This window comes from Acidimicrobiia bacterium (assembly GCA_041676705.1).
GTDB lineage: Bacteria > Actinomycetota > Acidimicrobiia > Acidimicrobiales > SKKL01 > Actinomarinicola.
On the sequence record JBAYRL010000006.1, the window covers coordinates 49513 to 75540 of the forward strand.

Here is a 26028-nt window from a genome sequence, read left to right on the forward strand (position 1 = left end):
CGCTTTAGACGCCCAGAATGGCGACCGGTTCAAGTTCTCCATCGGGCACGAAACCCAACATCTGTCCGTAAAACCACAGTTCTGCTTCGAGGGCGCGTTTGATGTTGGCGCTTTGGCGGAACCCGTGCTGCTCGCCTTCAAAGGGAACGTAGGCCACCGGCACGCCACGATCAGCCAAAGCCTTCACGATCATCTCGGCTTGGTTAGGCGGCACGATTTCGTCTTCAAGACCCTGGAACACAATCAGCGGACGATCAAAGCCTTCTAGATGATTAATTGGCGAGCGCCGGGCATAAACTTCGCTGGCCTCGGGATATGGCCCGACTAACCCATCGAGATAGCGCGATTCGAATTTGTGCGTATCGGTGGCCAGAGCCGCCAAGTCGGCCACACCGTAATGGCTAGCACCGGCCGCAAAGGTGTCGGTGAAAGCCAAGGCCGCCAAGGTGGTGAAGCCACCGGCCGAACCGCCCCGGATCACCAGCCGAGCTGGGTCGACCCGATCGTTGGCCACCAGATATAGAGCGGCGGCTACGCAGTCTTCAACATCAACGACGCCCCAGTTAAGGTTGAGAAGCTGTCGAAATTGGCGGCCGTAGCCAGTGGAGCCGCCGTAGTTCACATCGACCACACCAAAACCACGAGATGTCCAGTATTGGGTGGCTAGTGAAAGCTGGGGCCGTGCCGCGGAGGTTGGTCCACCGTGGATCATGACCATCAACGGAGGCCGCTCTCCAGCGGGCGCGCTTTGGGTGGGATTGGTGGGTGGGTAGTAAAGCCCGTGGGCCACCCGACCATCCGAGGGGAACGAGATCGGCTCGGGCTTGCTGATCCATTCTTTGGGCAATCCAAGGTCACGCGGTTCACGAATAACCTCGATGTTGGCATCGAGCCCCTCGAAGCTGATCCGCACTACGGCTGGCTCGGTGGTCGGGGAAGCTGCGATCGCGATCAGGTTGCCGCTGTGGTCGAGACGCAGCGATGACCACGACGTGTAGGGCGTATCAATTTCGGTGATAGTTCCATCGCTGATAGCTACCAACCGATCAAAACCATCGTTGGCAAGAGCCGCGAAAACCAGGTTTCGCTTCGAGCTAAACACATAGCGTGACTGACCAAACACCCAGGGTGGCGTGGCAATCTCACCGGGCGTGGTGGCCATTGGATACAGATCGCCATTGAGCAGACCAACCTTGTAAAGGTTCCACCAGTTCGAACGGTCAGAAACCACGTAGAGGTCGCCAGTGCGTGACCACTCGGGCTGTATCAACGCTTCGTCGGCACCGCCAACAAGCTTTCGGGAACCGACCAGGGTAATGGCCGCGGTCTCTACCTGACCGTTGTCTTCTTGGGCGCGTAGTTCTTCTACCGTGAGTGGCAGCACATCTTCATGGGTGCCCACCAGCTCATAAGCAGCGCCATTCATTTGCAGCTCGGCGCTCCATAGCTCGGTGCCGTCCCATGGCATTTGGGGATGGTTCCAACTCAACCAGACCAAACGGCTGCCGGTGGGGTCAACACGGGGGCTAGAAACAAAATCGGCGCCGCTGACGAGCACCGTGGCAACGGTCGGCCCGTGGGCCCAAGCCGGAATGGCCACAATCTCGTTACGTGGTGTGGCCAGCACTTTCCCATCAGGTTCCACATGGGTTTCTCGAACACAGATTACCCAGCGTCCATCGGGAGTGAGGGTGCCATCGGCATAGCGACGACCGTGATGCCCGGCCGGAGTGCGGCTAATTTGTACCGCCTCTTCATCGCCGAGTGTGTAGCGGTATAGGGCTTGATCCTCCCAGTTAGTGAACCAGACCGTGTCGTCTTTGGTCCACCATGCACCCCCGCCGTACTCGTGCACCCGAGTACGGACAGACGGCTTTGACGGTATCGGTTCGGCAATTTCACCACTGCCAGCATTCCAGCGAACGAGCGCTACTCGACCACCTTCTTCGGGTCGGCTTTCGCTCCACCAAATCGAGCCGTCGGTTCGGTCCACTTGCACATCAGAGAGGCCAGCAGCGGCGGCCACGACTAAATCTGAAGTGATGGGGGTGGGCCAGGAACCGTACGGTGCTTCGCTAGAAGCTGGGCTAGGAAACTGCATAAGGCCATTTACCTCTTAAGAGACAACATTCATGACAAGAAATCTACGATGCGAGACACTCCCTCACCCAGATCATCGTCGCCAAGTGCAAACGACAATCGAGCGTACCCAGGAGCCGCAAATGCTTCTCCTGGAACAATGGCAACCTTGGCTTTCTCCAACAGCACATCAGCAAGCTCTAGCGTGGTGTTAACTTGCTGACCGCTAAAGGTTCGGCCAAGTAGCGCCTCGAATGAAGGGAAAGCGTAGAACGCTCCTTGGGGCTCTAGCACATCCACGCCGGAAAGGCCGCGCAACATTTGGGTCATTAGCTTGCCTCGGCGCTCGAAGGCTTCCCGCATTTGCGCCACCGCATCGAGGGGACCAGAAACAGCTGCTAAGGCCGCCATTTGGCTCACGTTGGCCACGTTGGAAGTCTGGTGAGATTGCAGGTTAATGGCGGCGTTTGCAACGTCAGAAGGGGCGATCATCCAGCCCACTCGCCAACCGGTCATGGCGTAGGTCTTGGCCACACCGTTTAGCACAATGGCACGATCAGCTAGTTCGGGAACGAGCTTCACAATCGACGCAAACTTGTGCTCACCGAAGGTCAGGTGTTCATAGATCTCATCGGTGATTACCCAAATGCCAGCTTCGGCCGCCCAGCGTCCAATGGCGGCTATCTCTTCGGGCGGATAAACCGCTCCGGTGGGGTTCGACGGCGACACGAAAACTAGCGCCTTGGTACGCGGGGTGCGGGCCGCTTCCAGTTGCTCAATGGTGACCCTAAACCCGCTGGCAGCGTTGGTTGGAATTACAACCGACACGCCCCCACACAGCGCAATGGGCTCGGGATAGGTGGTCCAAAAAGGTGCTGGCAACAGCACTTCGTCGCCGGGGTCAAGCAAGGTCATGAAGGCGTTAAAGACGGCGTGTTTGCCACCATTGGTGACCACCACTTGTGAAGGGCTGACCTCATAACCCGAATCGCGATGAGTTTTTTCGGCTATCGCTTCTCGAAGCTCGGGCAAGCCAGCGGCTGGTGTATAACGGTGCATAGCGGGATTGGCACACGCTTTGGCGGCTGCTTCGACAATGTAGTCAGGCGTAGAAAAATCGGGCTCACCGGCACCAAAGCCGATAACGGCTTCACCAGCAGCTTTCAAGGCCTTGGCTTTAGCGTCTACAGCCAGTGTTGCAGAGGGGGCTATGGCGGCCACACGGGCCGAAATACGCTGGGGTGACATTCTCGATTAGCTCCTAGTAGTGATCGCCCGCAATAGTTACACGCGTGAGCGCAAACGACCCCACCATTACAATTCCCGATTCTCTGCTTCCAAGCGACGGCCGTTTTGGAGTCGGTCCATCACTTGTACGAACTGAGGCGGTATCCGCACTGGCAGAGGCGGCACCCCACTATCTTGGCACGTCACACCGACAATCCACAGTACGCGACATGGTTGGTTTGCTTCGACGTGGCCTAGCCGAGCTTTTTGCCCTGCCTGAGGGCTATGAAGTCATCTTAGGCAACGGCGGAACGACGGCATTTTGGGACGCTGCTCTGTTTGGTTTGATTCGAAATCGTAGTCAGCATCTCAGTTTCGGCGAGTTCTCGTCGAAGTTCGCGGCCGGGGCGAAAGCGGCACCCTTTTTAGAAGATCCGTCCATCATTTCAGCTGAAGTTGGCAGCCACCCTGAAGCTGTCACCGAAGAAGGCATCGATCTGTACGCTTTCACCCAGAACGAAACTTCAACCGGTGTCATGATGCCCCTAGTGCGCCCCGCTGGCACCGATGCTTTAGTAGCGGTAGATGCCACCTCGGGTGCTGGAGGGCTGCGTTTTGACCCGAGCCAGGTCGACGTTTACTACTTCGCACCACAAAAAGCTTTGGCATCGGACGGCGGGTTGTGGCTCGCCGCTTGTTCGCCAGCCGCTATTGCACGGATTGAGGAACTTGCCAAAGAACGTTGGATTCCATCGTTTCTCGACTTAGCAGCGGCCCTCGATAATTCCCGTAAGGAACAGACCTACAACACTCCGGCCCTAGCCACCATCTTCTTGGCGGAAGCCCAAGTTAGCTGGATCAACTCGAATGGTGGTTTGGAGTGGGCGGCTTCACGTTGCGATGAATCAGCCCGCATTATTTACGACTGGGCCGACAACTCTTCCTTTGCCGAACCGTTTGTGCAAAACGTAGAAATGCGTTCCCATACGGTGGCGACTATCGATCTAGACGATTCGATCGAAGCCACCACCGTATCGAAGGTACTACGACAAAATGGCATTGTTGATACCGAGTCTTATCGTAAACTTGGCCGCAACCAGTTACGTATTGCACTGTTTCCTGCCATTGAGCCTGCCAATATTGAAGCGTTGTGCGCCAGTATCGACTATGTAGCTGAAAAGCTTTAAGCGTTAAAACCCAGCTCTAAGTCGGCGATAATATCGTCGATGTGCTCGATACCAACCGAGAGACGGATGAGGCCAGGGTGTACGCCAGCGGCTAGTTGTTCTTCATCGTTTAGCTGTGAGTGGGTGGTAGTCGCTGGGTGGATAACCAAAGAACGGGTGTCACCCAGGTTGGCCACGTGGTAGTGAAGCTTCAGCGCTTCAACGAACTTGCGCCCGGCCTCGCGCCCGCCTTTGATCACGAACGACGGCAATGAGCCAGCGCCTAGAGGCGAATATTTCTGGGCACGCTCGAAATAGGGACTAGAAGGTAATCCAGCATAGTTAACCGACTCGACCTGGGGATGGTTCGCCAGGTATTCGGCAACGGCTTTGGCGTTCGAGACATGGCGTTCCATGCGCAACGAAAGCGTTTGTAGGCCCTGGAGGAAATAGAACACGTTCTGCGGTGCGATGGCCGAACCAAGGTCACGCAGCAGCTGAACCCGAGCTTTGGCGATATACGCACCGTGGCCGAGCATGGGGAAATACTCCAGGCCGTGGTAGCTGGGGTCAGGTTCAGTGAAGTTAGGGAAACGACCGCTTGCGGCGTAGTCGAACTTACCCCCATCAACAATCACGCCACCGATCGAGTTACCGTGCCCACCAATAAACTTGGTAGCCGAGTGGATGACAATGTCGGCACCCCACTCAATGGGCCGGATGAGATACGGAGTCGCCACTGTATTATCAATTACTAGTGGAATTCCGAACGAGTGGGCAGTGTTAGCCACCGTTTCAATATCTAAAATATCGTTCTTGGGATTACCAATCGATTCGCCATAATAGGCTTTGGTGTTATCACGGGTAGCAGCAGCCCAAGAATCTGCATCATCCGGGTCTTCCACAAAAGACACTTCGATACCAAGTTTGGGAAGTGTGTAGTGGAAAAGGTTATATGTTCCCCCGTATAGCGAAGGTGACGAGACAATATGGTCACCTGCCTGGGCCAGGTTCAAGACCGCCAAGGTTTCGGCTGCTTGCCCACTAGAAACCGCCAAGGCACCGGGTACACCGGCCGCTGTTTCTTCAATACCACCTTCCAAGCTGGCCATGCGAGCTTCAAAGACCGCCTGAGTTGGATTCATGATCCGGGTGTAAATGTTGCCCGGTCGTTGCAGCGCAAAAAGAGCGGCTGCATGTTCTGAGTCTTCAAACTGGAAGGCCGTAGTTTGATAGATCGGTGTGGTCACCGATCCTGTGGTGGGGTCGGCTTGTTGTCCAGCGTGAATCTGGCGGGTCTCAAAAGCTGCTTGGTGCTCGGTCATTACCTCTCCTAAAGTTCTCGGAATTTCACCCTAGCTAATCCCGACTAGTTTGGTCACATTTAGCTAGCCATAAAAATAAGAAAGGGCCTGACCGAATTTCTCAGCCAGGCCCTTAGCTTAGGGGTTAACCCCCAGATGCATCTTGTACACGGGTCTTACCGGCTGCGATCCAAGGCATCATCGAGCGCAGCTCTTCACCGATTTTCTCGATGGGATGCTCTTTCCCAGCAGCTTCTAAGGCGTGGAAATTGGCTCGGCCAGAACGGCTCTCGGCGATCCATTCTTCGGCGAATTTACCTGATTGAATTTCACCCAAGATGGTACGCATCTCTTCTTTAACCGAATCATTAATGATTCGTGGGCCCCGAGTAAGGTCACCATATTCGGCAGTGTCGGAGATGGAATAGCGCATGCCGCTGATGCCTTGTTCGTACATCAAGTCAACAATCAGCTTCAGCTCGTGCAGGCACTCAAAATATGCCGATTCGGGCTGATAACCCGCCTCAACCAAGGTTTCAAAACCCGCTTGCACCAGTGAGGTTACGCCACCACAAAGCACAACTTGTTCACCAAAGAGATCGGTTTCGGTTTCTTCAGCAAAAGTGGTGTCGAGAACACCGGCCCGGCTGCCGCCAATAGCGTCAGCGTATGCCAAAGCCAAGCCATGGGCAGTACCGCTAGCGTCTTGCGCCACGGCGATTAACGCTGGCACGCCACCGCCTTCTTCGTAGGTACGGCGCACCAAGTGACCAGGGCCCTTAGGAGCAACCATGGCCACGTCGAGACCAGCTTCGGGCACGATTTGGTCAAACCGGATGTTGAAACCGTGAGCAAAAAACACGGCATCGCCATCGTTTAGATTCGGAGCGATCGACTCTTCATAAACAGCCTTTTGCTCAGTGTCAGGTAGCAGAATCATGACCAAATCAGCTTCGGCCGAGGCGTCGGCAACCGAAAGCACCCGCAGCCCGGCCGCTTCAGCTTTGGCCTTGGACGATGATCCATCACGCAGACCAACGCGAACGTCGATGCCCGAGTCTTTCAAGTTGAGCGCATGAGCGTGGCCTTGGGAGCCGTAGCCGATTACCGCCACCTTGCGGTTGGCGATCAGCGATCGATCGGCATCTTTTTCGTAGTAGACGTTCGCCACTAGGGGTTTCTCCTATCAAGTAAATAATACAATTTAGTTACGGCGGTTGAGTTTTGAGAGGGCGACCCGCCCGGTGCGCTGCAACTCTACAATTCCATATGGTCGCAGCAACGACTCGAAGTCATCAACCTTGACCGGATTGCCATCAAGCGAAACGGTCATTTCGTTCCGGCCGACGTTGAGTATCTTGCCCTCAAAGATTTGAACTAGCTCGAGTACCCGTGCCCTATCGCCTTCGGTGGTACGAACGGTAGCTAAGAGCAGTTCGCGTTCTACCGAATCACGGGGATGCAATTCACTGATCTTAACCACATTGATCAGCTTAAAAAGCTGCTTAATGACTTGGTCGAGCGGTGCTGCTTCCACATCGACCACAATCGTGATACGGCTGAAGCGATCGTCGTCGGTAGGTGCCACCGCCAATGACTGGATGTTGTAACCGCGGCGAGCAAACAACGATGCTACTCGGGCCAAGACACCGGCTTTGTTTTCCACCAGAACGGTCAGCGTGCGGTATGAAGCATCTTCGGTCATGAGAGCAGTCCTCGCTGGCTTGGATCAACAACAACTTCAGAGTTGGTCGCCCCGGCGGGAACCATGGGGAACACTTTTTCCGCCGAGTCGGTGCGAAAGTCGATCACCACGGGGCGATCGTTAATGGCATTGGCCGCCTCAATGGCCGCCGGCACATCGTCGGGTGCTTCGACCCGCATACCTACACAGCCCATAGATTCAGCCCACATCTTATAATCAGGCAGGTCAGGCGAGAGATAAACCTCGGAATAGCGTTCTTCGTAGAACATTTCTTGCCACTGTCGAACCATGCCCAGATAAGCGTTGTTCAATATTGCTATCTTGACAGGAATTTGCTCAGCGGCGGCCGTGGCCAACTCTTGGGCCGTCATTTGGAAACAACCGTCGCCATCAACCGCCCACACCGTGCGATCGGGCTTACCAACTTTGGCACCAATGGCCGCTGGTACCGCGAAGCCCATGGTGCCCAAACCGCCCGAGTTGACCCAGGTGTACGGGTGATTGAACTGCCACCATTGGCTGGTCCACATCTGGTGTTGGCCCACACCGGCCACCACGATCGTATCTTCGGGCGTTGAGGGTGCATCGCGTAGCTGTTCCAGCACAAATTGTGGTTTTAGAGCCGCACCAACCTCGGAAGGTTCATAGGTGAGCGGAAATTTTTCTCGCCACGCCGAAATTCTGGTTTTCCATGCGGAACGATCGGGAATAGCACTTTCACCCATCTGGCGCAGCACCGCCAAAAGGTCTTCCAAAGCCAACCGGCTATCGCCAATGATCGCCACGTCAGGGCGTCGAACCTTAGCAATTTCGGCCGGGTCAATATCAATATGAATTATCTTGGCGTGCGGTGCGAAACCAGCCAGCTTGCCCGTTACCCGGTCATCGAATCGAGCACCAACGGCGATCAACAAGTCGGCCTCTTGCATGGCGGTGATAGCAGTGTAAGTACCGTGCATACCCGGCATGCCAAGGGCTAGTTCGTGTTCATCGGGGAAGGCACCTCGTGCCATCAAAGTGGTGACCACATGGATGTCTTGGTATTCGGCCAGGGCCCGCAACTCATCGGCGGCACGTGCCTTCAGCACTCCCCCACCCACATACAGAACCGGTCGGGTTGACTGGTTGATCAACTCGGCCGCCGCACGGATGGACTCGGGTTCAGCTTTCGAGATGGGGTGATAACCAGGCAGGTCTACCGCTTCTGGCCAGTACCAATCGAGCGCCGAGTTAGGGTTGGTCGGGTCGACAATGTCTTTCGAGATGTCCACCAAGACTGGGCCTGGCCGTCCGGTGGTGGCGATGTGGAAGGCTTCTCGAATGACCCTAGGGATATCGGCGGCGTTGGTGACTAGTTCGTTGTGTTTGGTGACCGAACGAGTAATACCAACGGTGTCGACTTCTTGGAAGGCATCGGTGCCAATTGCGGCTGCAGGTACTTGACCGGTAATGACCACCATTGGGATCGAGTCCATAAATGCATCGGCCAGTGGGGTGATGATGTTGGTTGCCCCAGGGCCGCTAGTGACCATGGCGACACCGGGCCGACCGGTCACATGGGCATAACCTTCGGCCATGTGCCCAGCACCTTGTTCATGACGGGCCAGAATGTGACGGATCGGCGAGTCGATAATCGGGTCGTATACCGGCAGAATCGCCCCGCCCGGAAGACCGAAAATTACCTCTACGCCTTCCATCTCCAGACTCTTGATTAGGGCTTGTCCACCGTTCATCTTCATTGATTTCCTCGAGATCATGGGGCTATTAGGGCGAAAACTAAGACGACCTCCCTAGGGGGAGGTCGGTAAGCGCACACCAATTATTTCTGGCGTGCGCTAGTTCACTACTACAAGGTTGTGAGAAGAAACAGACACAATGGTGATTGTGGCAGTTTCACGATAGGGATAGCAAACCCCCTGCGACCTTTGTTCAACATTGAGGCTTAGGGCTCGGTAACCGCACCAACCTCGGCTCCTTGCACCAACTTGGCGAACTTCGCCAGCACGCCTTTGGTATAACGCGGCTCGGGCACTTTCCAGTTCTTGCGTCGCTCGGCCAATGTGGCTTCATCAACCATCAATTCAATGGAATGATTCTTCACGTCGACGATAATTTTGTCGCCTTCTTCCACAAAGGCAATCGGCCCACCATCAACGGCTTCAGGGGCCACGTGGCCAATGCAGAAGCCATGAGTTCCCCCCGAGAAACGTCCGTCAGTTAGGAGTGCGGCGTCAGAACCGCGGCCTACTCCCTTCATGGCCCCAGTGATGGCCAACATTTCACGCATGCCCGGACCACCCTTGGGGCCTTCATAGCGAATAACCACAATGTCGCCCGCTTCAATTTGTTCACCCAGCACAGCTTCCATAGCAGCGTCTTCGCCATCGAAGACCCGTGCCCGGCCCTCAAAATAGTCAAAATCGATGCCGGCCACCTTTAGTACCGAACCTTTGGGGGCTAATGAGCCAGACAACACGGCGATACCACCCACACTATGAATGGGGTTATCCCAGGTGTGAACCACCTCTCCATCGGGGGCAGGTGGGTTTATCATGGCCAAATTTTCGGCCACGGTCTTGCCGGTCACGGTGATTTCGTCGCCGTGCAACGCGCCCGCTTCCAGCAGCATCTGCATTACCACCGGCACACCACCAATACGGTCGATATCCCACATGTGATACTTGCCGTGGGGTTTGGTGTCGGCCAGGTGCGGTACCCGGGCGGCAACCTTGTTGAAATCTTCAAGTTGCAGATCTACTTGGGCCTCATAGGCAATTGCCAATAGGTGCAACACGGCGTTGGTAGAGCCACCCAGTGCCATAACCACGGCAATAGCGTTTTCTAAAGCTGCCTTGGTGATGATGTCGCGAGGGCGAATACCTAGCTTCAGCAGGTTCAAGACTGCGGTACCGCTGGCGTAGGCGTAGTCGTCGCGGCGGCGATCCACGGCGGCTGCCGAGGCACTTCCAGGCAACGACATGCCCAAGGCTTCGCCCACCGAAGCCATAGTGTTGGCGGTGAACATGCCAGCACATGACCCTTCGCCCGGACAGGCTTCACGCTCAATGGCGTCAAGTTCGGCTTTGTCCATGGTGCCAGCAGCGTAGGCACCAACCGCTTCGAAAACACTGGTGATGTCGAGGGCTCGGCCATTGTGGTGTCCGGGCAGAATCGAGCCGCCATACACAAATACCGACGGCAGGTTCAGCCGGGCTGATGCCATCAACATGCCTGGCAGCGATTTGTCGCAGCCAGCAAAGGTAACCATGCCGTCCATGCGTTCGGCGTGCATCACCGTTTCAACCGAGTCAGCAATCACTTCTCGCGAAACTAGCGAAGCCCGCATCCCTTCATGGCCCATCGAGATGCCATCGCTGACCGCAATGGTGTTGAACTCGAGAGGAAACCCGCCCGCGGCACGTACCCCTTCTTTGGCACGTTTTGCCAAACGATCCAAAGGCACGTTGCACGGGGTTACCTCGTTCCACGACGAGGCTACTCCTACTTGGGGTTTCTCCCAGTCGTTGTCGCCCATCCCCACCGCTCGAAGCATGGCGCGGGCCGGGGCACGTTCGTACCCGTCAGTAACCTCATGGGACCGTGGTTTCATCGGGTCAGTCATGCCACGAGCCTACCCTTTTGCGGCAGAACTTCTAATATGGCGGTAATGACAAATGTTGCAGAAGGACCACCTTCTTCTAGCGGCGCCCCAAATAACCCCACTATTTCTGGCCAAAACATAACAAAATCGTGGGGCACCCATGCTGTGCTCACCAATTGTTCGTTTCAAGTATCAGGTGGGGTGACTGGTTTGTTGGGCTCGAATGGGGCTGGCAAAACCACCTTGTTTGGCATGATTTTAGGTCTCCACGAACCCAACAGCGGCGAGCTTCGGGTTTTTGGTCTTGACCCGCGTACCGCTGGCCCAAAAATCCGGGCACGGATTGGTTACTCACCCGAACATCATCTCTTGCCACCCGATCTGCGTGCCCACGATCTGGTTCGCCACATTGGCGAAATTCACGGTTTGTCTCGCCGCGACGCGACCACCAGAGCCAGCGATGCCCTTTGGCAGGTGGGCCTGGGCGAAGAACGCTTCCGAGCCTTGGGAACCATGTCTACTGGTCAACGACAGCGTGTCAAGCTGGCACAAGCCTTAGTGCATGATCCGGCCTTGATCTTGTTGGATGAGCCCACCGATGGCCTGGATCCGCTGCAGCGAGAGAAAATGCTGAGCCTAATTCGCCGGATCGGCACCGAGTTTGGCATTGACGTGGTGTTGTCGTCGCACTTACTTGAAGAAGTGGAACAAATCTGCGATTCAGTGGTGATCCTGGCCAACGGCACGGTAGCGGCATCCGGCGGTCTAGGTGAGCTACGCGGCGATACCTACGGGGTGGTGGCGGTGCTTGATCGAGACGTGGAATTGGTCGGCCAGCTTTTAAGCCAAGCTGGTTGGTCTACCAACATTGCTGGCAATCGCCTGAGCATCGCCATTAACCAGAATCTGGATCAGGGCCTAGATGCTTTACGTGACGCCATTGCCGAGGTTGGGGCCCCACTACGTTCGTTGCAACCCGAGCGCCGAAGCCTAGAAGACATCTTCTTAGGGAGTGCATCATGAGCGACGCCCAAATTCTAGATCGTGGCTATCGCCGCTACGAAGGCCCTCGCGGCCAAGTGTGGGCCGCTATGCGCACCCTCATTCGTTTTAGCTTCGAGCGAGCCTTGGGAATGCGCCGCGGGTTCTGGGCCAAAGTAATCCCGGCCCTCATTATTGTGATCGCGTTTTTACCTGCGGTGGTCTTCATTGGCATTGCTTCGCTTTTGCCGGACGCTTTTGCCGAGGCTGTTCCTACCTATGGCGACTATTACGGTTTCATTGTGAGTGCGCTGGTGCTTTACACCGCCTTCTTAGCACCCGAGCTGCTATGCAACGATCGCCGCACACGGCTTTTAGGCTTGTATTTGGCTTCGCCACTGAACCGCCTTACCTATTTGGCGTCCAAAGCTTTAACCGCCGTGCTAGCGCTTAGCATTATCACTATCGGGCCGTTGCTGATGCTCTTGTTGGCCTACAGCTTGCAAGGTCAAGGCCCAGGCAACGTAGTCGATTACCTAACGCTGCTAGGGCGAATATTCTTGGCGGGTGCTGCCATTACTGCCATTTACACTTCGTTGGCCTTCGCTGTGGCGAGTTTTACTGACCGTATGGCGGTAGCGGCGGCTTCCATAATTATGGCCTTGCTCGGTTCGCAAGTCTTAACTTCGGTCTTGGTGAACGGGGCCGATTGGCCAGTGTGGATGAGGCTCTTCAGTCTGGTTGATCTGCCCTTAGACATTGTGGAGCGCCTATATTTCGGATCGAATTTTGGTGAGCCCAGCATTTCTAACTGGGCCTATTTGGTGGCCATCGTGGCTTGGAGTGGCGTGTTAAGCGCCTTGGTTATACGCCGCTACCAACGTTTGGACGTGACCCGATGAGCCTGATCAGCTTTAGCGAAGTCTCGAAGTTTTTCGGTGATCTGGTGGCCGTTTCCGAAGTCACTTTCACCATTGATGCCGGAGTCACCGCCTTGTTGGGTCCAAACGGTGCCGGCAAGTCCACCATTTTGCGGATGATGTGTGGCCTCACCCCGCCTTCTAGCGGCGAAGTTCAATTGTTAGGCCGCGACCCGCGCCACAGTACCGAAGTAATGCGTGATATCGGCTTGGTTCCGCAACAAGATGGCCTTTTCGAACACCAAAGCGCCTTCGAGTTTGTTCGTCTAGCCGCCATTTTGCACCATCTGCCCAACCCCGAAGCCGCTGCTCGTGAAGCGCTGGCCCGCGTTGAGTTGTCTAGTGACGACACCCGACCAGTGTCTACATTTTCTAAAGGGATGCGCCAACGGGTGAAGATCGCTCAGGCACTCGTGCATCATCCACCCATCATCATCTTAGATGAGCCCTTAACTGGTCTAGACCCCCGACAGCGTTTAGCAATGGTGCATCTTTTTAACTCTCTGGGCCAAGCGGGTTATTGCGTGGTGGTGTCGAGCCATGTACTCGACGAGGTGGAACGTTTTGGTTCACGAATTCTCGTTATCGCCGAAGGACGCTTAGCAGCTATCGGCGATTTCCACGCTATTCGCGATCTTATGGATGACCGGCCTCACCGCCTGCGAATTGTAACTAATAAACCCCGTGAGCTGGGTGGTGTTTTGTTAGGTGCCGGCCAGGCGATGTCGGTGCGGATTGAAGGACCGGAAGAGCTCTTGGTCGACACTAACGACATTATAAATTTTAGAACCAATATCGCTCGAGCGGCGCTTCAGGTTGAAGCCAGGGTGGAAGAACTGGCCAGCCTTGATGACAACCTCGAAAGCGTCTTTCGATATCTGGTGGAGCGCTAATGAAGGTTTTCTTCGCAATTTTCGCCTTTATCCGCGGGGTTATCGCCACCAAAGGCCGTTTAATCGCATTAACCGGTATGGGAATCGCTGGAGCGTTGATTGCCTTAGCCATTGGGGCGTCGAATCCAACCGACCCCATCCGCAGCGCCAGTTTATTTATTTCTGGCTATGGGATGACGCTAATGGTTCCAATAATTTCATTGGTTTTTGCTACTGCCGCGCTTGGCAACCTGGTAGAAGACAACTCTTTGGTATATCTGTGGATGCGACCCACCAATCGCTCTCTGGTGGCGGGTGGTGCTACCGCTGCCGCCTGGGTAGTAGCGGTGCCGCTAGTAGTGATACCTCTAGTAATCTCAGCCTTTTTGGCCGGTGGTGGCGGAAGGGTGGCGTTGGCGACCACCTTTGCCGCGACCCTAGGAATTATGGCCTATTGCTCGCTCTTTGTAGCCATAGGACTGCGATTCAAACGCGCTCTTTTATGGGGGCTGGTTTACGTTTTAATTTGGGAAGGCACCGTGGCTAGAAGCGCCACCGGCGCCTCGCGGCTATCCGTCCAAACTTATATAAACTCGGCGTTTAGCGATTTCGCAAACGTTAATTTGGTTCACGCCGACATCGACGGCACGGTGGCCGTAGCGGTTTTGATTATGTTGTGTGCAGCGGGTATCGGCCTTACTACCTGGCTCTTAAACCGACGCGAGGTGGCTTAAGAGCCAAGTAGTTAACCAAGCTTCGTTAAAGGCCTGCCTTTTGGCGCAATAAGGCGTTAACGGCTTTCCCATCAGCTTGACCCTTGGTGGCCTTCATCAAATAGCCCACAAAAACACCAGCTACTTTGGCGTCACCACCCTTGAATTTCTCCCAGGCGGCTTCATCTGAGGCAATGGCTTCATCCACCAACGCTTCTAGCTCGTCGCTTTCCATGGCTTCAAAACCACGAGCTTTGGCAATTGCGGCCGGGTTGTTGCCACTGGCGATCATCTCGGCCAAAACCGCTTTGGCTTGAGTGGCGGTTAGCTGGCCCGAGGTTTCAAGATTGATCAACTCGACAAAGTCGGCAACGCTAAGCTTCTCGGCCGCTTCAGCGGGAACATTGTGCTCAAGATGGGTAAATACCCGCTCAGGTTGTGCCCCTTGATCAATAGCCGCTACCGCTAGGGTATCAACGCCCTTTTCGGTCATTAGGGCCGCTACTTCGCTCGAAGCACCAGCATTTCGCACCGCCTCGCGACGTTCCGCCGGAAGAGCGGGCATTGCCTCGTCAATCGCGGCAATCTCGTCGTCATCGGGGGCCAAAGGCAAGAGGTCAGGATCTGGAAAATACCGGTAATCAGCGGCGCTTTCTTTCGAACGCATGCTGTTGGTACGGCCTTCTTCTTCATCCCAGTGTCGGGTCTCTTGGAACAGGCTGCCACCGGATTCCAAAACATCAACTTGGCGACGGGCTTCATAGTTGATGGCCCGAACCAAGCTCCGTAGCGAGTTCAGGTTCTTGATTTCACAGCGAACACCAAAACCTTCACCGGGTTTGCGAACCGAAACGTTAGCATCGACCCGCATCGAGCCTTCTTCCATCTTGGCGTCGCTAGCTCCAACCGCCAAGATAATCGAACGCAGTTCGACCACGTATTGGCGGGCTTCTTCAGCGCTGCGAAGATCGGGCTTACCCACAATTTCAACCAGTGGCACACCACACCGGTTGTAATCGACCAGGGAATATTCGGCCTCGTGGATGCGGCCACCGCCACCAACATGAGTGGTTTTTCCCGTGTCTTCCTCAATGTGAGCCCGTTCAATTCCAACATGGCGGCCATCGGCTAGCTCGAGCCAGCCTTCGGTGTTGGTGGGCTTGTCGAACTGTGAGGTTTGATAGTTGCTCGACATATCAGGATAGAAATAGTTTTTGCGGGCAAACACCGACGGGTTTACTTGGCAGTGCAGGGCCCGGCCTAAGCGCATGGCATGTTGAACCGCCGCTTCGTTAACCACTGGAAGTCCGCCTGGTAGTCCCAAGCAACCAGGGCAAACGTTGGTGTTCGGCTCATCACCAAACGAGTTGGGACAGCCGCAAAATAGTTTGGTTTTGGTGGCCAGCTCTACGTGGGCTTCTAGGCCAATAACCATTTCCCAATCGCCGGGAAGGATGTCACTCATTTGTCGCCTCCAAAGTTCGAGCCGCTACCAACATCGTGTGTTCTTGATAGGAGTTACCTATTAACTGCACCCCTATGGGCAGGCCTTCACGGTTACGGCCAAAGGGTACGGTCACGGCTGGAGCACCCGTTAGGTTGGCAGGCACGCTGCACATATCCGAGATGTAACGTTCTTTCGGGTCACGGTCTTCACCGAGCCTGAAAGCCACACTGGTGGTGGTTGGTGAAAGCAACAGGTCGAAATGGCCAAACGCATCGACAGTTTCGTTGATTATGAGGGTTCGAGCTCGTTGTGCTTTTTCGTAGTAGTCCTCGTAATGTCCGGCCGAGAGCACATAGGTACCCAACAGCAAACGCCGTTTCACTTCGTTACCGAAACCAGCCGAACGCGAAGCGGCCATCATTTCAGCACTGGTGGCACCACTTACTTGTAAGCCGTAACGAACACCGTCGAGACGTGCCAAATTGCTGGAAGCCTCGCCGCTCATCAGGAATTGGTAGACCGACACGCCAAGTGACCACGAAGGAATTGAGACCTCTTCCACTTGTGCCCCGGCTTCACGTAACGCCTGGGCCGCAGCTTGGGTTCGTTCCACAATTTCGCTGTCAATTTCCTGGCCCATCAGCTCGCTAACGAGGCCAATGCGTAGACCATCTACGCCTTCGTCCAGGTTGTCGCTAAATGCGGGCACTGGGGTGTTGTAGGAGGTGGTGTCGAGCGGATCGTGGCCGCTGATTGCTTCCAACAACAATGCCGCATCGGCAACGGTGGCGGCCATGGGGCCTATTTGGTCAAGTGATGACGCCAAAGCCACTAAGCCGTAACGCGACACCCGACCATAGGTAGGTTTAACTCCAACCAGGCCACAAAACGCTGCCGGTTGGCGGGTGGATCCGCCCGTGTCGCTGCCAAGGGCCAAGGGAACCATGCCGGAAGCAACAGCAGCGGCGCTGCCTCCGCTTGAACCTCCAGCGACTTTGGTGGGGTCAAGCGGATTCTTAGTCGGGCCGAAAATAGAATTTTCGGTGCTGGAACCCATCCCGTACTCATCGAGGTTGGTTTTACCAATCACCAAAGCGCCGGCGTTAACCAACGCAGTGATCACGGTAGCGTCATAGGGCGGAATCCAGCCTTCAAGCATTCTTGAAGCGGCCGTGGTAGTCAGCCCTTTGGTCACGATGTTGTCTTTTACCGCTACGGGGACGCCAGCAAGTGGCCCTACCGATTCACCCGCTGCCACCGCGGCATCGATAGCTTGGGCTTGTTCTGCTAGTTCACCGTTTAGTGCTGTAAAAGCATTAATGGTGGAATCTTGTGCTTCGATGCGGGCCAGAGCTTCTTCCGCTACCTCGGCCGCGCTCTTTTCACCGCTGCGCACACTAGCGGCAAGTTTGGTGGCGTCCATTATGATTCTCCTAACGCTGGCGGCACCCGAAATTGGTTCTCTTCAACATTGGCAGCGGCGGCCATCAGTGCTTCTCGTGGCAATGGCTGCACCACCACATCGGGGCGCATCACGTTCACCCCCTCAAGTGGAAGAATCGTGATGGGGAGTGGATCAACAATCGCTTGGTCGAGGTCTTCGGCGAACTCGAGTGTTTGCACTAGCTGAGCAGTAAAGCTTTCTAGCTCTTGATCATCTAGGCGCAGTTCGGCAAGCTTCGCCATTTTGGCTACATCTTCACGCGATATCGAATAGGACATGTTTTTAGGTTAATGCCCCGAGGTCGCTACTTAGACATCAGACCGGTCGTGTTATTGCTAAAACACTTTCCGCAAGGTCGTTGGCAGAACCGAGTGTTTGGGCCTGCAAAGAAAAGAGCACCGCCAAATCACCCTCTACTTGCATGGTCCCACTTAGGAAGGCTTCCATGGCTGCAGCCTCATCGCGTTCCACGAAAATCCGTTGTGCTACGGAATAGGTAATAGCGATTGACAAATCGGGGTTTGGTAGCTCGCCTACCTCAATGCTGATGTCGCCAGCGCTGGTGTCGATGTGTCCGTGTAGCACTCCAGTTTCGAAAGGAGTCTCCGTCACCAGCAGATTTACTCGTATCGAATACGGTGCTGTTGGTAGTTCGTGTTTCGCTCGCAGGGCCCGAACTGCTTCAATCCATTCGGGGCTTAGAAATTGATAGGTTGTCACCGACCGACCGGTGCCGCGATTGGTTTCAGTGCCAAAGCCTCGGTGTCAATAGCTCGAGCGTCTTTGGTCGAGCGGATCATCAAAGCGCTAAAGATGGCCAGCGCCGAGATAAACCCGCCAAAGAGATAGGCATGGGAATAAGAGCTGACCAGACCAACGGAATCGACCCGGGTGGATTGAACGGTTTGCAACAATTGAATGCCAACCACAGCGGCGGTCTGGCTCATCATCTGCTGGGTGGCACCAGCTACTCCCAGGTCGCGTTCGTCAACGGCGTTAGCGATGCTGGCCGCCATCGACGGTGACACTGCCCCCATTCCAATTCCTGAGAGACCGAGCGCCGCCATTATGTAAATATCAGAAATTCCAGGTGATACCTGTGCTAGGCCCACCATCGACAACACAATAATAATAACGCCAAATACCGCGGAGGAACGCTCACCGACCCGGATTGCCACCGCACCGGCCACCGGCCCGGCAATAGCGAAGAGGAGGGGCCGGGCGATAGACACCACTGAGGTGCGAGCCTCGCCGTAGGCCAAGACGTCTTGCAACAACAACGGGGTCAGCATGAACCCACCCATGTAGGCGAAGTTCGTGAGCATCTGAGTAATGATGGGGAAAGTGAAGTTCCGCCGTCGCAGATATTCGAGTGGTACCAGTGGATAATCGATGCGCCGCTGGCGAGAGAAAAACAGCACTAGACCCACCGGCAAATATACGAAACCAGCCACGACCAAGGGGTGTGACCAGCCCATTATTGGACCGCGGTTGAGCGCCAGCAAAGCTGCTGCTGAGGAACTGCCAAGCAGCATTGAACCGGCAAAGTCGAAGCGAACCCGCTCCACCGTGTCGCCTTCTGGCAACAACACAAACGACACCAAGAATCCGATTAAGACCACTGGCACTTGAGCAATAAAGATCCAGCGCCAACCAAAGGCTTCAACCACCGGACCACCGGCCACAGCACCAATCACCGGACCTCCGGCCATAACAAGTGACCAATACCCCATGGCTTGCACCCGCTGTTCACGGGTGAAAAGTTTGTTGATCATGGCCATTGAGGCGGGACCGCAAGCGGCACCCATGGTGGCGGAGAGAATACGGAAGCTGATTAACGAAGCTGGATCCCAGGCCATAGCTGTGAAGGCCGCGAAAATACCGGCGCCGCCCAGCCCGATCAGGTACATGCGACGTTGGCCATAAATATCAGCCAGTTTTCCTGTGGCAGGGCCAACCACCGCAAAGGCCAACATTGGTCCGGTAACGACCCAGGTGATTGTGGCTTCGACCGAGTTGAACTCTTCGGCCATCCGTGGCACCGAGATGGCCAAAATGGTAATGGTGAAGCCAACGGTAAAGAGGCCAAACAGTGCAGTGGCTAGCACCAACCAGGGGTAACGAGGGCTGTGCGCCATACGTCCCCTAATGCCTTCAAATTTAGATTTAGACGATGTGTCCAGCTCAGAAGAGACGCGTCTGTCCATTAGTTAATGACTCTATCTATTTTTCTGGCCATACTTTATCGCCACGCTAGAGACATAGGTCACACACCAGCCATAATTGCGGCAGAAGCTTGACAACTTGGGTCAACTTTGGCTCGCTCGTGCCGATAGATCCAATATGACTGCCGCGTCACGCCGACGTTTCCTAAAGCGCAAAGCCACCGAAGGTGCCCCTCGCCCCACTGTGGTTACTCGTGCCATGGTAGCGAAAGCCAACCTGGCCCCAGCTGAACCACCACCCGTGCCTCGTCCAAAGGCCACCTTCATTGGTCGTGCCCCCGTTTTTGACCGTCGAATGGACGTCTTGGGTTATCAACTCATTGTCGACACCATTGGTGAAGACCCGGGCGACCAGCCACGATTCCTATTGACCCGGGTCTTGTTAGAAATCGGTCTTGACAGCTTGATTGGGGGTCGCACTGGTTTCATAAACCTGCCTATGCAGTCACTCCGTGACGGTATTCACCATGCTTTACCCCCCGAACGCATGATGATCGAAGTTTCGGGTGAGATCAGGCGAGCCGATGAAGAAATTCTGCGCAGCGCTCGAGACGATGGTTACCGCATGTTGGTGGCCAACATTGACCAGGCTGAGCGCCCTGACCACGTAGTGCAGATCGTCGATGGTGCCAGCATCCCCTTCGACGAAGAACACTGCGAAGACCTTATTACCCAAATTGTGGACTGGAGTCCACGAGCCAAGGTGCTGGTCACTGGCCTGCGTGAACCCTCGGATGTGGAGCCAACCAAGCGGGCCGGGGCCACCTGGATGCAAGGCGATATTTTACGGCCAGCGGAACGTATCGACGAACCCACCATCCCTGCCAATCGGGTGGCAGTACTACAACTTTTGGGAGAGCTGGAACGCCCGGATGTGACCATCGACGACATTGACCGGCTGGTTTCAATCGATGTTGGCCTTTCCTACAAGATGTTGCGCATGGCGAACTCTAGCTATCTGGCTTTGGAACGCCGGGTGGAACGTACCCGTGATGCCATTGTTTATTTGGGGCTCGACACGGTTCGCTCGGTAGCGGCGTTGTTGTCGCTTTCAGAAGCTACCGACCATTCCCCTGAAGTGGTCAAAATTTCGTTGCTGCGTGCCTGTCATGCCAAAGAGCTATTCGAGCTGACTAACCCTGCATTAGCAAACGCCGCTTTTACGACCGGATTGTTTTCAAGCCTCGACCTATTGCTTGGGCTCTCCGTCGACCAAGTACTTGATCGGATTCCAGTATCCGATGCTATTGCGGCCGCACTGCGGAGCGGTTCGGGCCGCCTAGGTGAAGGTTTGGCCCTTGTTAAAGCTTACGAAATGAACGATCTTGACGCCTTAGCACGATCTCATTTCGATCCCAGCGTGATCGTCTGGGCCTATCGGAACGCGGTGGCTTGGATGGGTCGGATTGAAAGAGGCCTTAGCGGTTAAACATCAACGGCCGTGGAGCCGCCGTCTTCCACGCCGTCTATCCCGAAGCGACTTAGCGAATCGAAGGTGCGAGCAGCCTTATCGATACGCGAGCGCCAATCGCTATGCGAGGCGATTTCACTCGCGAAACGTGCTTGGCGCAAGGCCACACGACCCACCACTTTCTCGCTGCTCGGTGGTTCGTACTGGGCCTCAATACCATCTTTAATCATCTCAACAGCGTCGGAACGCAGCTGGGAAATACGCGATGGCGTTACCCCCAAGAAACTGGCTAGTTCTTCAAAGGATCGCTGTTCGAAATAATGGCCTACCACCACAATGCGATGCCGTTCGGGTAGGTGCTCTATGGCAGCGCGTAAATAACCTTTTAACTCTTCTTGTTCCAGTAGCTCATCGGGCCCCGAGACTGAGGTATCGGTTAAGCGATCTTCAATTCGAGCGCCGTCACCACTGGTACGGGCTTCTAGCGAGTGGATGACACCGCGCTGGATGCGACCGCGCATTTCGGTTAGTTCCGCCAAGCTGATGCCAATTTCGGCTGCTAATTCAGCATCGGTAGGAATGCGACCGCTGCGGGCCGCTAGCTCTTGGGTAGCGCTATCGGCAGCACGTGAGAGTTGGCGCGCCGAGCGGGGTGCCCAGTCGGTGCTGCGTACGGCATCGAGCACAGAACCACGAATGCGGCGTGCGGCATAGCGTGAAAAGGGTACGCCTCGGGCTTCGTCGTAGCGCATGGCGGCTTCGACCAAGCCCACCATGCCAGCACTGATTAGATCACCACGGTCAACGTGGCGTGGGAAGCTTGAACTTACTCGCAACACCAGGTGCTCAACCATGGGCAGATGGGCATCCACAAGTTCACGCTGTTCGGCGTTTAGAGGTTGTGGGTTGAACGCGAGTGACATATTGCTTCCGTTAGATTTGGAATAAACCTAGATTAGTTTAATTAACTTATACGCGGTAAGGCATTTTGTCACAAACCCGCGCATTGATGTCGTTGATTTAAGAAGTTACTTCGGCGGCATAGGCAACTTAGGCAATCGGGTTATATCACTTGAACGCACTGAAGCTGCTGAAATATTCTCGCGCTGGATCTCGGCGTGCACCTCTTCACGATGGACGGTTACATCGCGGGGGGCCGAAATACCCAAACGTACCTGGTCACCGCGAACTTCCAGCACGGTTACTTTAATGTCACCGCCAATGATAATTGATTCGTTGGATTTACGGCTAAGGACCAGCATCAGAGTTGGGCGAGCTCAGCACGGGTGGAATAGTCGGTGCGCTCAAGCACAATCTGCCGGCCAGTTCCGCTAATGCTGTTAATAATTACCGGTCCTAATAAGTTTGCTGTAACCGCATCATCGCTAATGGTTATCAAACATAGAACTAATGCATGTTCGGGGCTGTCTAGTTCCAATACCGCCTGATCAGCATCAGAAATTTCGGGTTCATAGTCAGGGAAAAAGCCCCAAGGAATCAGGCTAAGAAAAGATAACTCTGGATTATCAAGGGCCTGCAACCAAAAGTATGTTCCGTCGTCGCTAGCTTCAATTAGCGCAAACCGAGTGATCTCGGGGAACCCTAAGAGTCCATCAGGCAGACGGATAATCTTGGTTTCTTCCACTTCAATCACTCCAAGTTGTTCCGATTCAACACGCACGGTTCAAACCTACTTAATCGAACGCTCAGAATCGTCGCGTTCATCATCAATATCATCGGTGATGGGGCCGGGCGAAGAAAACGCAGCCACCATAAATCCAAGCACAAACCAGGCCACCACAATGGCAACACCGTATAGAAGCAGCGCCGAAGCCGGGCTGCGTTCACCGTTTAGGGCCGCCATTAGTACCGGACCAGCCAATGCCGTGGCCAGCAACAACGTGATGCCAAAGCGGGCCTCAACAAGAATTGTCGCCATTGAATTACCGTTTTTCATCGTTCCGCCGTTCCATCAACAACGCTGCCCATAACTCGGAGGTGGCCACTCGACCGTCGAGGCCGAGCACGGGAAAGCCCAGATCTAAGAAAATTTCCGGTGTGGCTGAATCAGCCAGACCCACCAGTTCTAAACCGTCAACGCCACCCAACATGGCTGCTTTGGGCGCGATGTCTGTGATGACCTGCCAAGCGTTAGCCACTAGCCGCACATGGTCTGCACCAAGGGCGCCAATCATTTCACTAGCCCAGTTGTGTCCGTCTAGGCCCGGCACCAAGTCGATGGCCACAACCACCGGGGTGTCTCCCATGCGCCAGCGTGCACCACGTTGACGTGCGGCGGCTTTCGAGTTGATCTGCATCCACGCTGGCAGAGTTGAGACTGGGGCTTTCGAAACGGCCACAATATCGCCCGAGTTTTGTCCCAGCCGTTTAGCAAAGGCACCGGCGGCCAACATGGCAGCGTTCATCTCACCAGCAAAAACAATCACGCTCGGCCCTGGTGCGGGGTGAAACGGGCTTGGCACGATGGCATCGAGGGCCTCTAGCATTTCGGCCAGAGGTAGCTGGCTCAAGGCTTTTTCGGGGCTGGGTAATTCAACCTTGGGGCTAGGCAGTTCGATTGTTGCCAAGGCTGGACGAGTGGCGGTAGCTAGAACCTGCTCGAACTCAAGCGTTGGTTCTGCTTGTGCCACGCTTGAATCTTCCACTCGATCCGCCCAAGCTAGTAGGTCGGCTTCAGGGTTGGCTTCTACCACCACTTCAAACCATTCTTTGGCAAAGAATCCGGCCACGCCGCCACGTAGGGTGCGGTTGGCTTCTACGATGACCGCATTTTCACCTATTTCGTCTCGCACTCGAAGCAACACATCTTCAAGTCGCGGACCGTCAAACTTCAACTGGTTGGTCAATGTTCACCGTTCCTAGGGCTTGGATCGTTAGATGATCGGGAAGCTCTTCATAAGAAAGAACTGAGAGGCGGGGAATCATGCGGGCCAGGTGACGCCGCAAGACCGGTCGGAGAATGGGCGCACAAACTAACACCGGGCTCAGCCCGCTTTGTTCGATTGTTTCAAGACGGTTTGCCACCTGGTGGGCCAGCGCTTCGGCCACGCTTGGGTCGAGCGCCAAGAATCGACCTTCTTCACCGACTTGAATGGAACCCACCAGGGTTTGCTCCAACATTGGGTCAAGTGTGATCACGCTTAGGGAACCGTCGATGGCGTAGGCCGTAGCAATCGAGGCGGCAATGGCCGCTCGGGCCGATTCGATCAGTGCTTCGGTATCGCGGCTGTGGCGCGCTCGCTGACCAACCCCGTCGAGCAAGCGCACTAGGTCGCGAATACTTACACCTTCGGCCAAGAGTCCCTGTAGCACCAACTGCACTTCGCCCACACTGACTTGTGCCGCGGTCAGGTCGTCGATGATGGCCGGGTCGCTGCGTCGCACCAGGTCGATCAGACCCTTAACTTCTTGTCGGCTTAATAGATCGGGTGCATGGCGACGGCACAGTTCGGCTAGGTGCGTGGTGATCACCGAAGCACGGTCAACCACGGTGGCGCCCAAGGCCTCGGCATGGCCACGGCTTTGAGCCGAAATCCATTTAGCTGGCAAACCAAATACAGCTTCTCGGGTCTCGACCCCCGGAAATTGGCTTAGATCATCGGCCAGCACCATTACCGACCCTGGTGGTGCGCTGCCGCGGCCGGCTTCCACCCCATGAATGCGAATCACATACGTGCCAAGCTCTAAGTCAAGGTTGTCGCGGGTTCGAACTGGTGGAATGATTAGACCCATTTCGAGCGCCAGTTTGCGTCGCAAACCCCGCACTCGATCGAGGAGGTCACCTCCAACACTCACATCAACCAAATCAACTAAATCAACTGCTAGCTCTAGGCTGATTGGTTCGATACGCATGGTGCGCACCAGCTCACTGGGGTCATCAGGGTCGGGCGGCGGTGCCAACTTGTCGGCACCCTCGGCTGCTTCTAGAGCGGCGGCCCGAGCTGCCAACCGGGTAGAGATTACAAAGAGTGTTACACCAACCACCACGAAAGGCACGGTGGGCAACCCAGGCACAAAACCCACCAAGGTCATGGCCAAACCACCGGTGCGAAGCGAGCGGTGCTGGTTGGCGAACTGGCTAAACACATCAGAGCCGAGGTCGGATTCACCCGCCGAGCGAGTGATGATCATGCCCGAGGAGATAGAAACCAAGAGGGCTGGGATTTGTGAAACCAAGCCGTCGCCGACGGTGAGGAGGCTGTAGCGAGAAACGGCTTCGCCAACCGGGAAGCCAAGCTGCACAACACCAATAATTAGGCCCCCCACCAGGTTAATTATGGTGATAATCACCGATGCAATAGCGTCGCCTTTAACGAACTTTGAGGCACCGTCCATAGCCCCGTAAAAGTCGGCTTCGGCACCGACTTCGGCCCGGCGTTTGCGTGCTTCGTTGTCGTCAATTACCCCAGCGTTCAAATCAGCATCGATGGCCATTTGTTTACCGGGCATGGCATCGAGGGTGAAACGGGCACCCACTTCCGCCACTCGGGTGGCGCCATTGGTGATCACCACGAACTGGATTACCACCAGAATTAAGAACACGACCAGGCCCACAACCAGCGACCCGCCGATTACAAAACTGCCGAAGGCTGCAATGACCTCGCCAGCGTCACCCTTGGAGAGAATTAGTCGAGTTGAGCTGATGTTCAGGCCCAAACGGAACAGTGTGGCCACCAGCAGCAGTGATGGGAAAGCCGCTAGATCGAGCGCCCGGCTGACGTTCAAAGAAACCAATAGCAGCAGTACGCCGGCGGCAATGTTGATGGTCAACAACACGTCTAACACCGCGGTGGGCAATGGGATGACCATCATGGCCACCACAAATATTACTCCCGCCGGAAATATTGCCTGCCCAAGTCGTTGGTCACGCACGTTACAACGCTGCCTGTCGCCGGGCGTCCATGCCGGTGAG

Annotated in this window: 24 protein-coding genes; 6 read left to right on the forward strand and 18 right to left on the reverse strand. The window is 55.4% G+C overall.

Going from position 1 to position 26028, the window contains the following annotated elements; translation table 11 throughout:
- Positions 1-4: 4 nt before the first annotated feature.
- Positions 5-2101: a prolyl oligopeptidase family serine peptidase gene (locus WC184_10065; protein ID MFA7478218.1), complete on the reverse strand. Its 2097-nt coding sequence runs from the start codon at positions 2099-2101 to the stop codon at positions 5-7.
- Positions 2102-2130: 29 nt separating this feature from the next.
- On the reverse strand, positions 2131-3327 hold the full coding sequence (locus tag WC184_10070; protein MFA7478219.1) for a pyridoxal phosphate-dependent aminotransferase: 1197 nt from the start codon (positions 3325-3327) through the stop codon (positions 2131-2133).
- A 44-nt stretch (positions 3328-3371) separates the two neighbouring features.
- Here WC184_10070 and serC point away from each other — a divergent pair, with 44 nt between their 5' ends.
- Entirely contained in the window at positions 3372-4493 is a 1122-nt protein-coding gene (gene serC / locus WC184_10075; GenBank protein MFA7478220.1) for a phosphoserine transaminase, read from the forward strand.
- Here the strand turns inward: serC and WC184_10080 are convergent.
- The 5 genes from WC184_10080 to ilvD all read right to left on the reverse strand — a co-directional run bounded on the left by WC184_10080 (position 4490) and on the right by ilvD (position 11103).
- On the reverse strand, positions 4490-5797 hold the full coding sequence (locus tag WC184_10080; GenBank protein ID MFA7478221.1) for a bifunctional o-acetylhomoserine/o-acetylserine sulfhydrylase: 1308 nt from the start codon (positions 5795-5797) through the stop codon (positions 4490-4492). The two genes, serC and WC184_10080, sit on opposite strands and share 4 nt — an antisense overlap.
- A gap of 124 nt (positions 5798-5921) precedes the next feature.
- A complete protein-coding gene (ilvC, locus tag WC184_10085; protein MFA7478222.1) occupies positions 5922-6947 on the reverse strand; it encodes a ketol-acid reductoisomerase in 1026 nt (341 codons plus the stop codon).
- A gap of 33 nt (positions 6948-6980) precedes the next feature.
- Entirely contained in the window at positions 6981-7481 is a 501-nt protein-coding gene (gene ilvN, locus WC184_10090; GenBank protein ID MFA7478223.1) for an acetolactate synthase small subunit, read from the reverse strand.
- Positions 7478-9220, reverse strand: coding sequence for a biosynthetic-type acetolactate synthase large subunit (gene ilvB, locus WC184_10095; protein MFA7478224.1), 1743 nt, complete (start codon positions 9218-9220; stop codon positions 7478-7480). The genes ilvN and ilvB overlap by 4 nt, the downstream gene beginning before the upstream one ends.
- Positions 9221-9423: 203 nt before the next feature.
- A complete protein-coding gene (gene ilvD, locus WC184_10100; protein ID MFA7478225.1) occupies positions 9424-11103 on the reverse strand; it encodes a dihydroxy-acid dehydratase in 1680 nt (559 codons plus the stop codon).
- A 45-nt stretch (positions 11104-11148) separates the two neighbouring features.
- Here ilvD and WC184_10105 point away from each other — a divergent pair, with 45 nt between their 5' ends.
- The 4 genes from WC184_10105 to WC184_10120 are packed head-to-tail and all read left to right on the forward strand — an operon-like array spanning position 11149 to position 14589.
- Positions 11149-12105: an ABC transporter ATP-binding protein gene (locus tag WC184_10105; protein MFA7478226.1), complete on the forward strand. Its 957-nt coding sequence runs from the start codon at positions 11149-11151 to the stop codon at positions 12103-12105.
- A complete protein-coding gene (locus WC184_10110) occupies positions 12102-12965 on the forward strand; it encodes an ABC transporter permease (protein ID MFA7478227.1) in 864 nt (287 codons plus the stop codon). The genes WC184_10105 and WC184_10110 overlap by 4 nt, the downstream gene beginning before the upstream one ends.
- Positions 12962-13876: an ABC transporter ATP-binding protein gene (locus WC184_10115; GenBank protein ID MFA7478228.1), complete on the forward strand. Its 915-nt coding sequence runs from the start codon at positions 12962-12964 to the stop codon at positions 13874-13876. The genes WC184_10110 and WC184_10115 overlap by 4 nt, the downstream gene beginning before the upstream one ends.
- On the forward strand, positions 13876-14589 hold the full coding sequence (locus tag WC184_10120) for a hypothetical protein (protein MFA7478229.1): 714 nt from the start codon (positions 13876-13878) through the stop codon (positions 14587-14589). The genes WC184_10115 and WC184_10120 overlap by 1 nt, the downstream gene beginning before the upstream one ends.
- A gap of 25 nt (positions 14590-14614) precedes the next feature.
- Here the strand turns inward: WC184_10120 and gatB are convergent, their stop codons facing one another.
- The 5 genes from gatB to WC184_10145 are packed head-to-tail and all read right to left on the reverse strand — an operon-like array spanning position 14615 to position 19666.
- Entirely contained in the window at positions 14615-16033 is a 1419-nt protein-coding gene (gene gatB / locus WC184_10125) for an Asp-tRNA(Asn)/Glu-tRNA(Gln) amidotransferase subunit GatB (GenBank protein MFA7478230.1), read from the reverse strand.
- Positions 16026-17438 (reverse strand): Asp-tRNA(Asn)/Glu-tRNA(Gln) amidotransferase subunit GatA, encoded by a 1413-nt coding sequence (gene gatA, locus WC184_10130; GenBank protein MFA7478231.1) that lies wholly within the window; start codon positions 17436-17438, stop codon positions 16026-16028. The genes gatB and gatA overlap by 8 nt, the downstream gene beginning before the upstream one ends.
- The gene (gatC, locus tag WC184_10135; protein MFA7478232.1) at positions 17438-17737 is read right to left on the reverse strand and encodes an Asp-tRNA(Asn)/Glu-tRNA(Gln) amidotransferase subunit GatC; all 300 of its coding nucleotides are present in this window, start codon (positions 17735-17737) and stop codon (positions 17438-17440) included. The genes gatA and gatC overlap by 1 nt, the downstream gene beginning before the upstream one ends.
- 37 nt (positions 17738-17774) lie before the next feature.
- A complete protein-coding gene (locus tag WC184_10140) occupies positions 17775-18179 on the reverse strand; it encodes a hypothetical protein (protein ID MFA7478233.1) in 405 nt (134 codons plus the stop codon).
- Complete coding sequence (locus WC184_10145; GenBank protein MFA7478234.1) at positions 18176-19666, reverse strand: MFS transporter; 1491 nt, start codon at positions 19664-19666, stop codon at positions 18176-18178. The genes WC184_10140 and WC184_10145 overlap by 4 nt, the downstream gene beginning before the upstream one ends.
- A gap of 136 nt (positions 19667-19802) precedes the next feature.
- On the opposite strand from WC184_10145, the gene WC184_10150 reads away from it, so the two are divergent.
- Entirely contained in the window at positions 19803-21113 is a 1311-nt protein-coding gene (locus WC184_10150; GenBank protein ID MFA7478235.1) for an HDOD domain-containing protein, read from the forward strand.
- Here the strand turns inward: WC184_10150 and WC184_10155 are convergent.
- From WC184_10155 to flhA, 6 genes are all read right to left on the reverse strand, one after another.
- Positions 21110-22018, reverse strand: coding sequence for a FliA/WhiG family RNA polymerase sigma factor (locus WC184_10155; GenBank protein ID MFA7478236.1), 909 nt, complete (start codon positions 22016-22018; stop codon positions 21110-21112). The genes WC184_10150 and WC184_10155 overlap by 4 nt on opposite strands.
- Positions 22019-22123: 105 nt before the next feature.
- Entirely contained in the window at positions 22124-22357 is a 234-nt protein-coding gene (gene csrA, locus WC184_10160; GenBank protein MFA7478237.1) for a carbon storage regulator CsrA, read from the reverse strand.
- Entirely contained in the window at positions 22357-22776 is a 420-nt protein-coding gene (locus tag WC184_10165) for a flagellar assembly protein FliW (protein ID MFA7478238.1), read from the reverse strand. Before WC184_10165 ends, csrA begins: the two co-directional genes overlap by 1 nt.
- A 9-nt stretch (positions 22777-22785) precedes the next feature.
- Positions 22786-23034, reverse strand: coding sequence for a hypothetical protein (locus tag WC184_10170; protein ID MFA7478239.1), 249 nt, complete (start codon positions 23032-23034; stop codon positions 22786-22788).
- Between the two features lie 4 nt (positions 23035-23038).
- A complete protein-coding gene (locus WC184_10175) occupies positions 23039-23962 on the reverse strand; it encodes a hypothetical protein (GenBank protein ID MFA7478240.1) in 924 nt (307 codons plus the stop codon).
- The gene (gene flhA, locus WC184_10180; GenBank protein ID MFA7478241.1) at positions 23940-25988 is read right to left on the reverse strand and encodes a flagellar biosynthesis protein FlhA; all 2049 of its coding nucleotides are present in this window, start codon (positions 25986-25988) and stop codon (positions 23940-23942) included. Before flhA ends, WC184_10175 begins: the two co-directional genes overlap by 23 nt.
- Positions 25989-26028 lie beyond the last annotated feature (40 nt).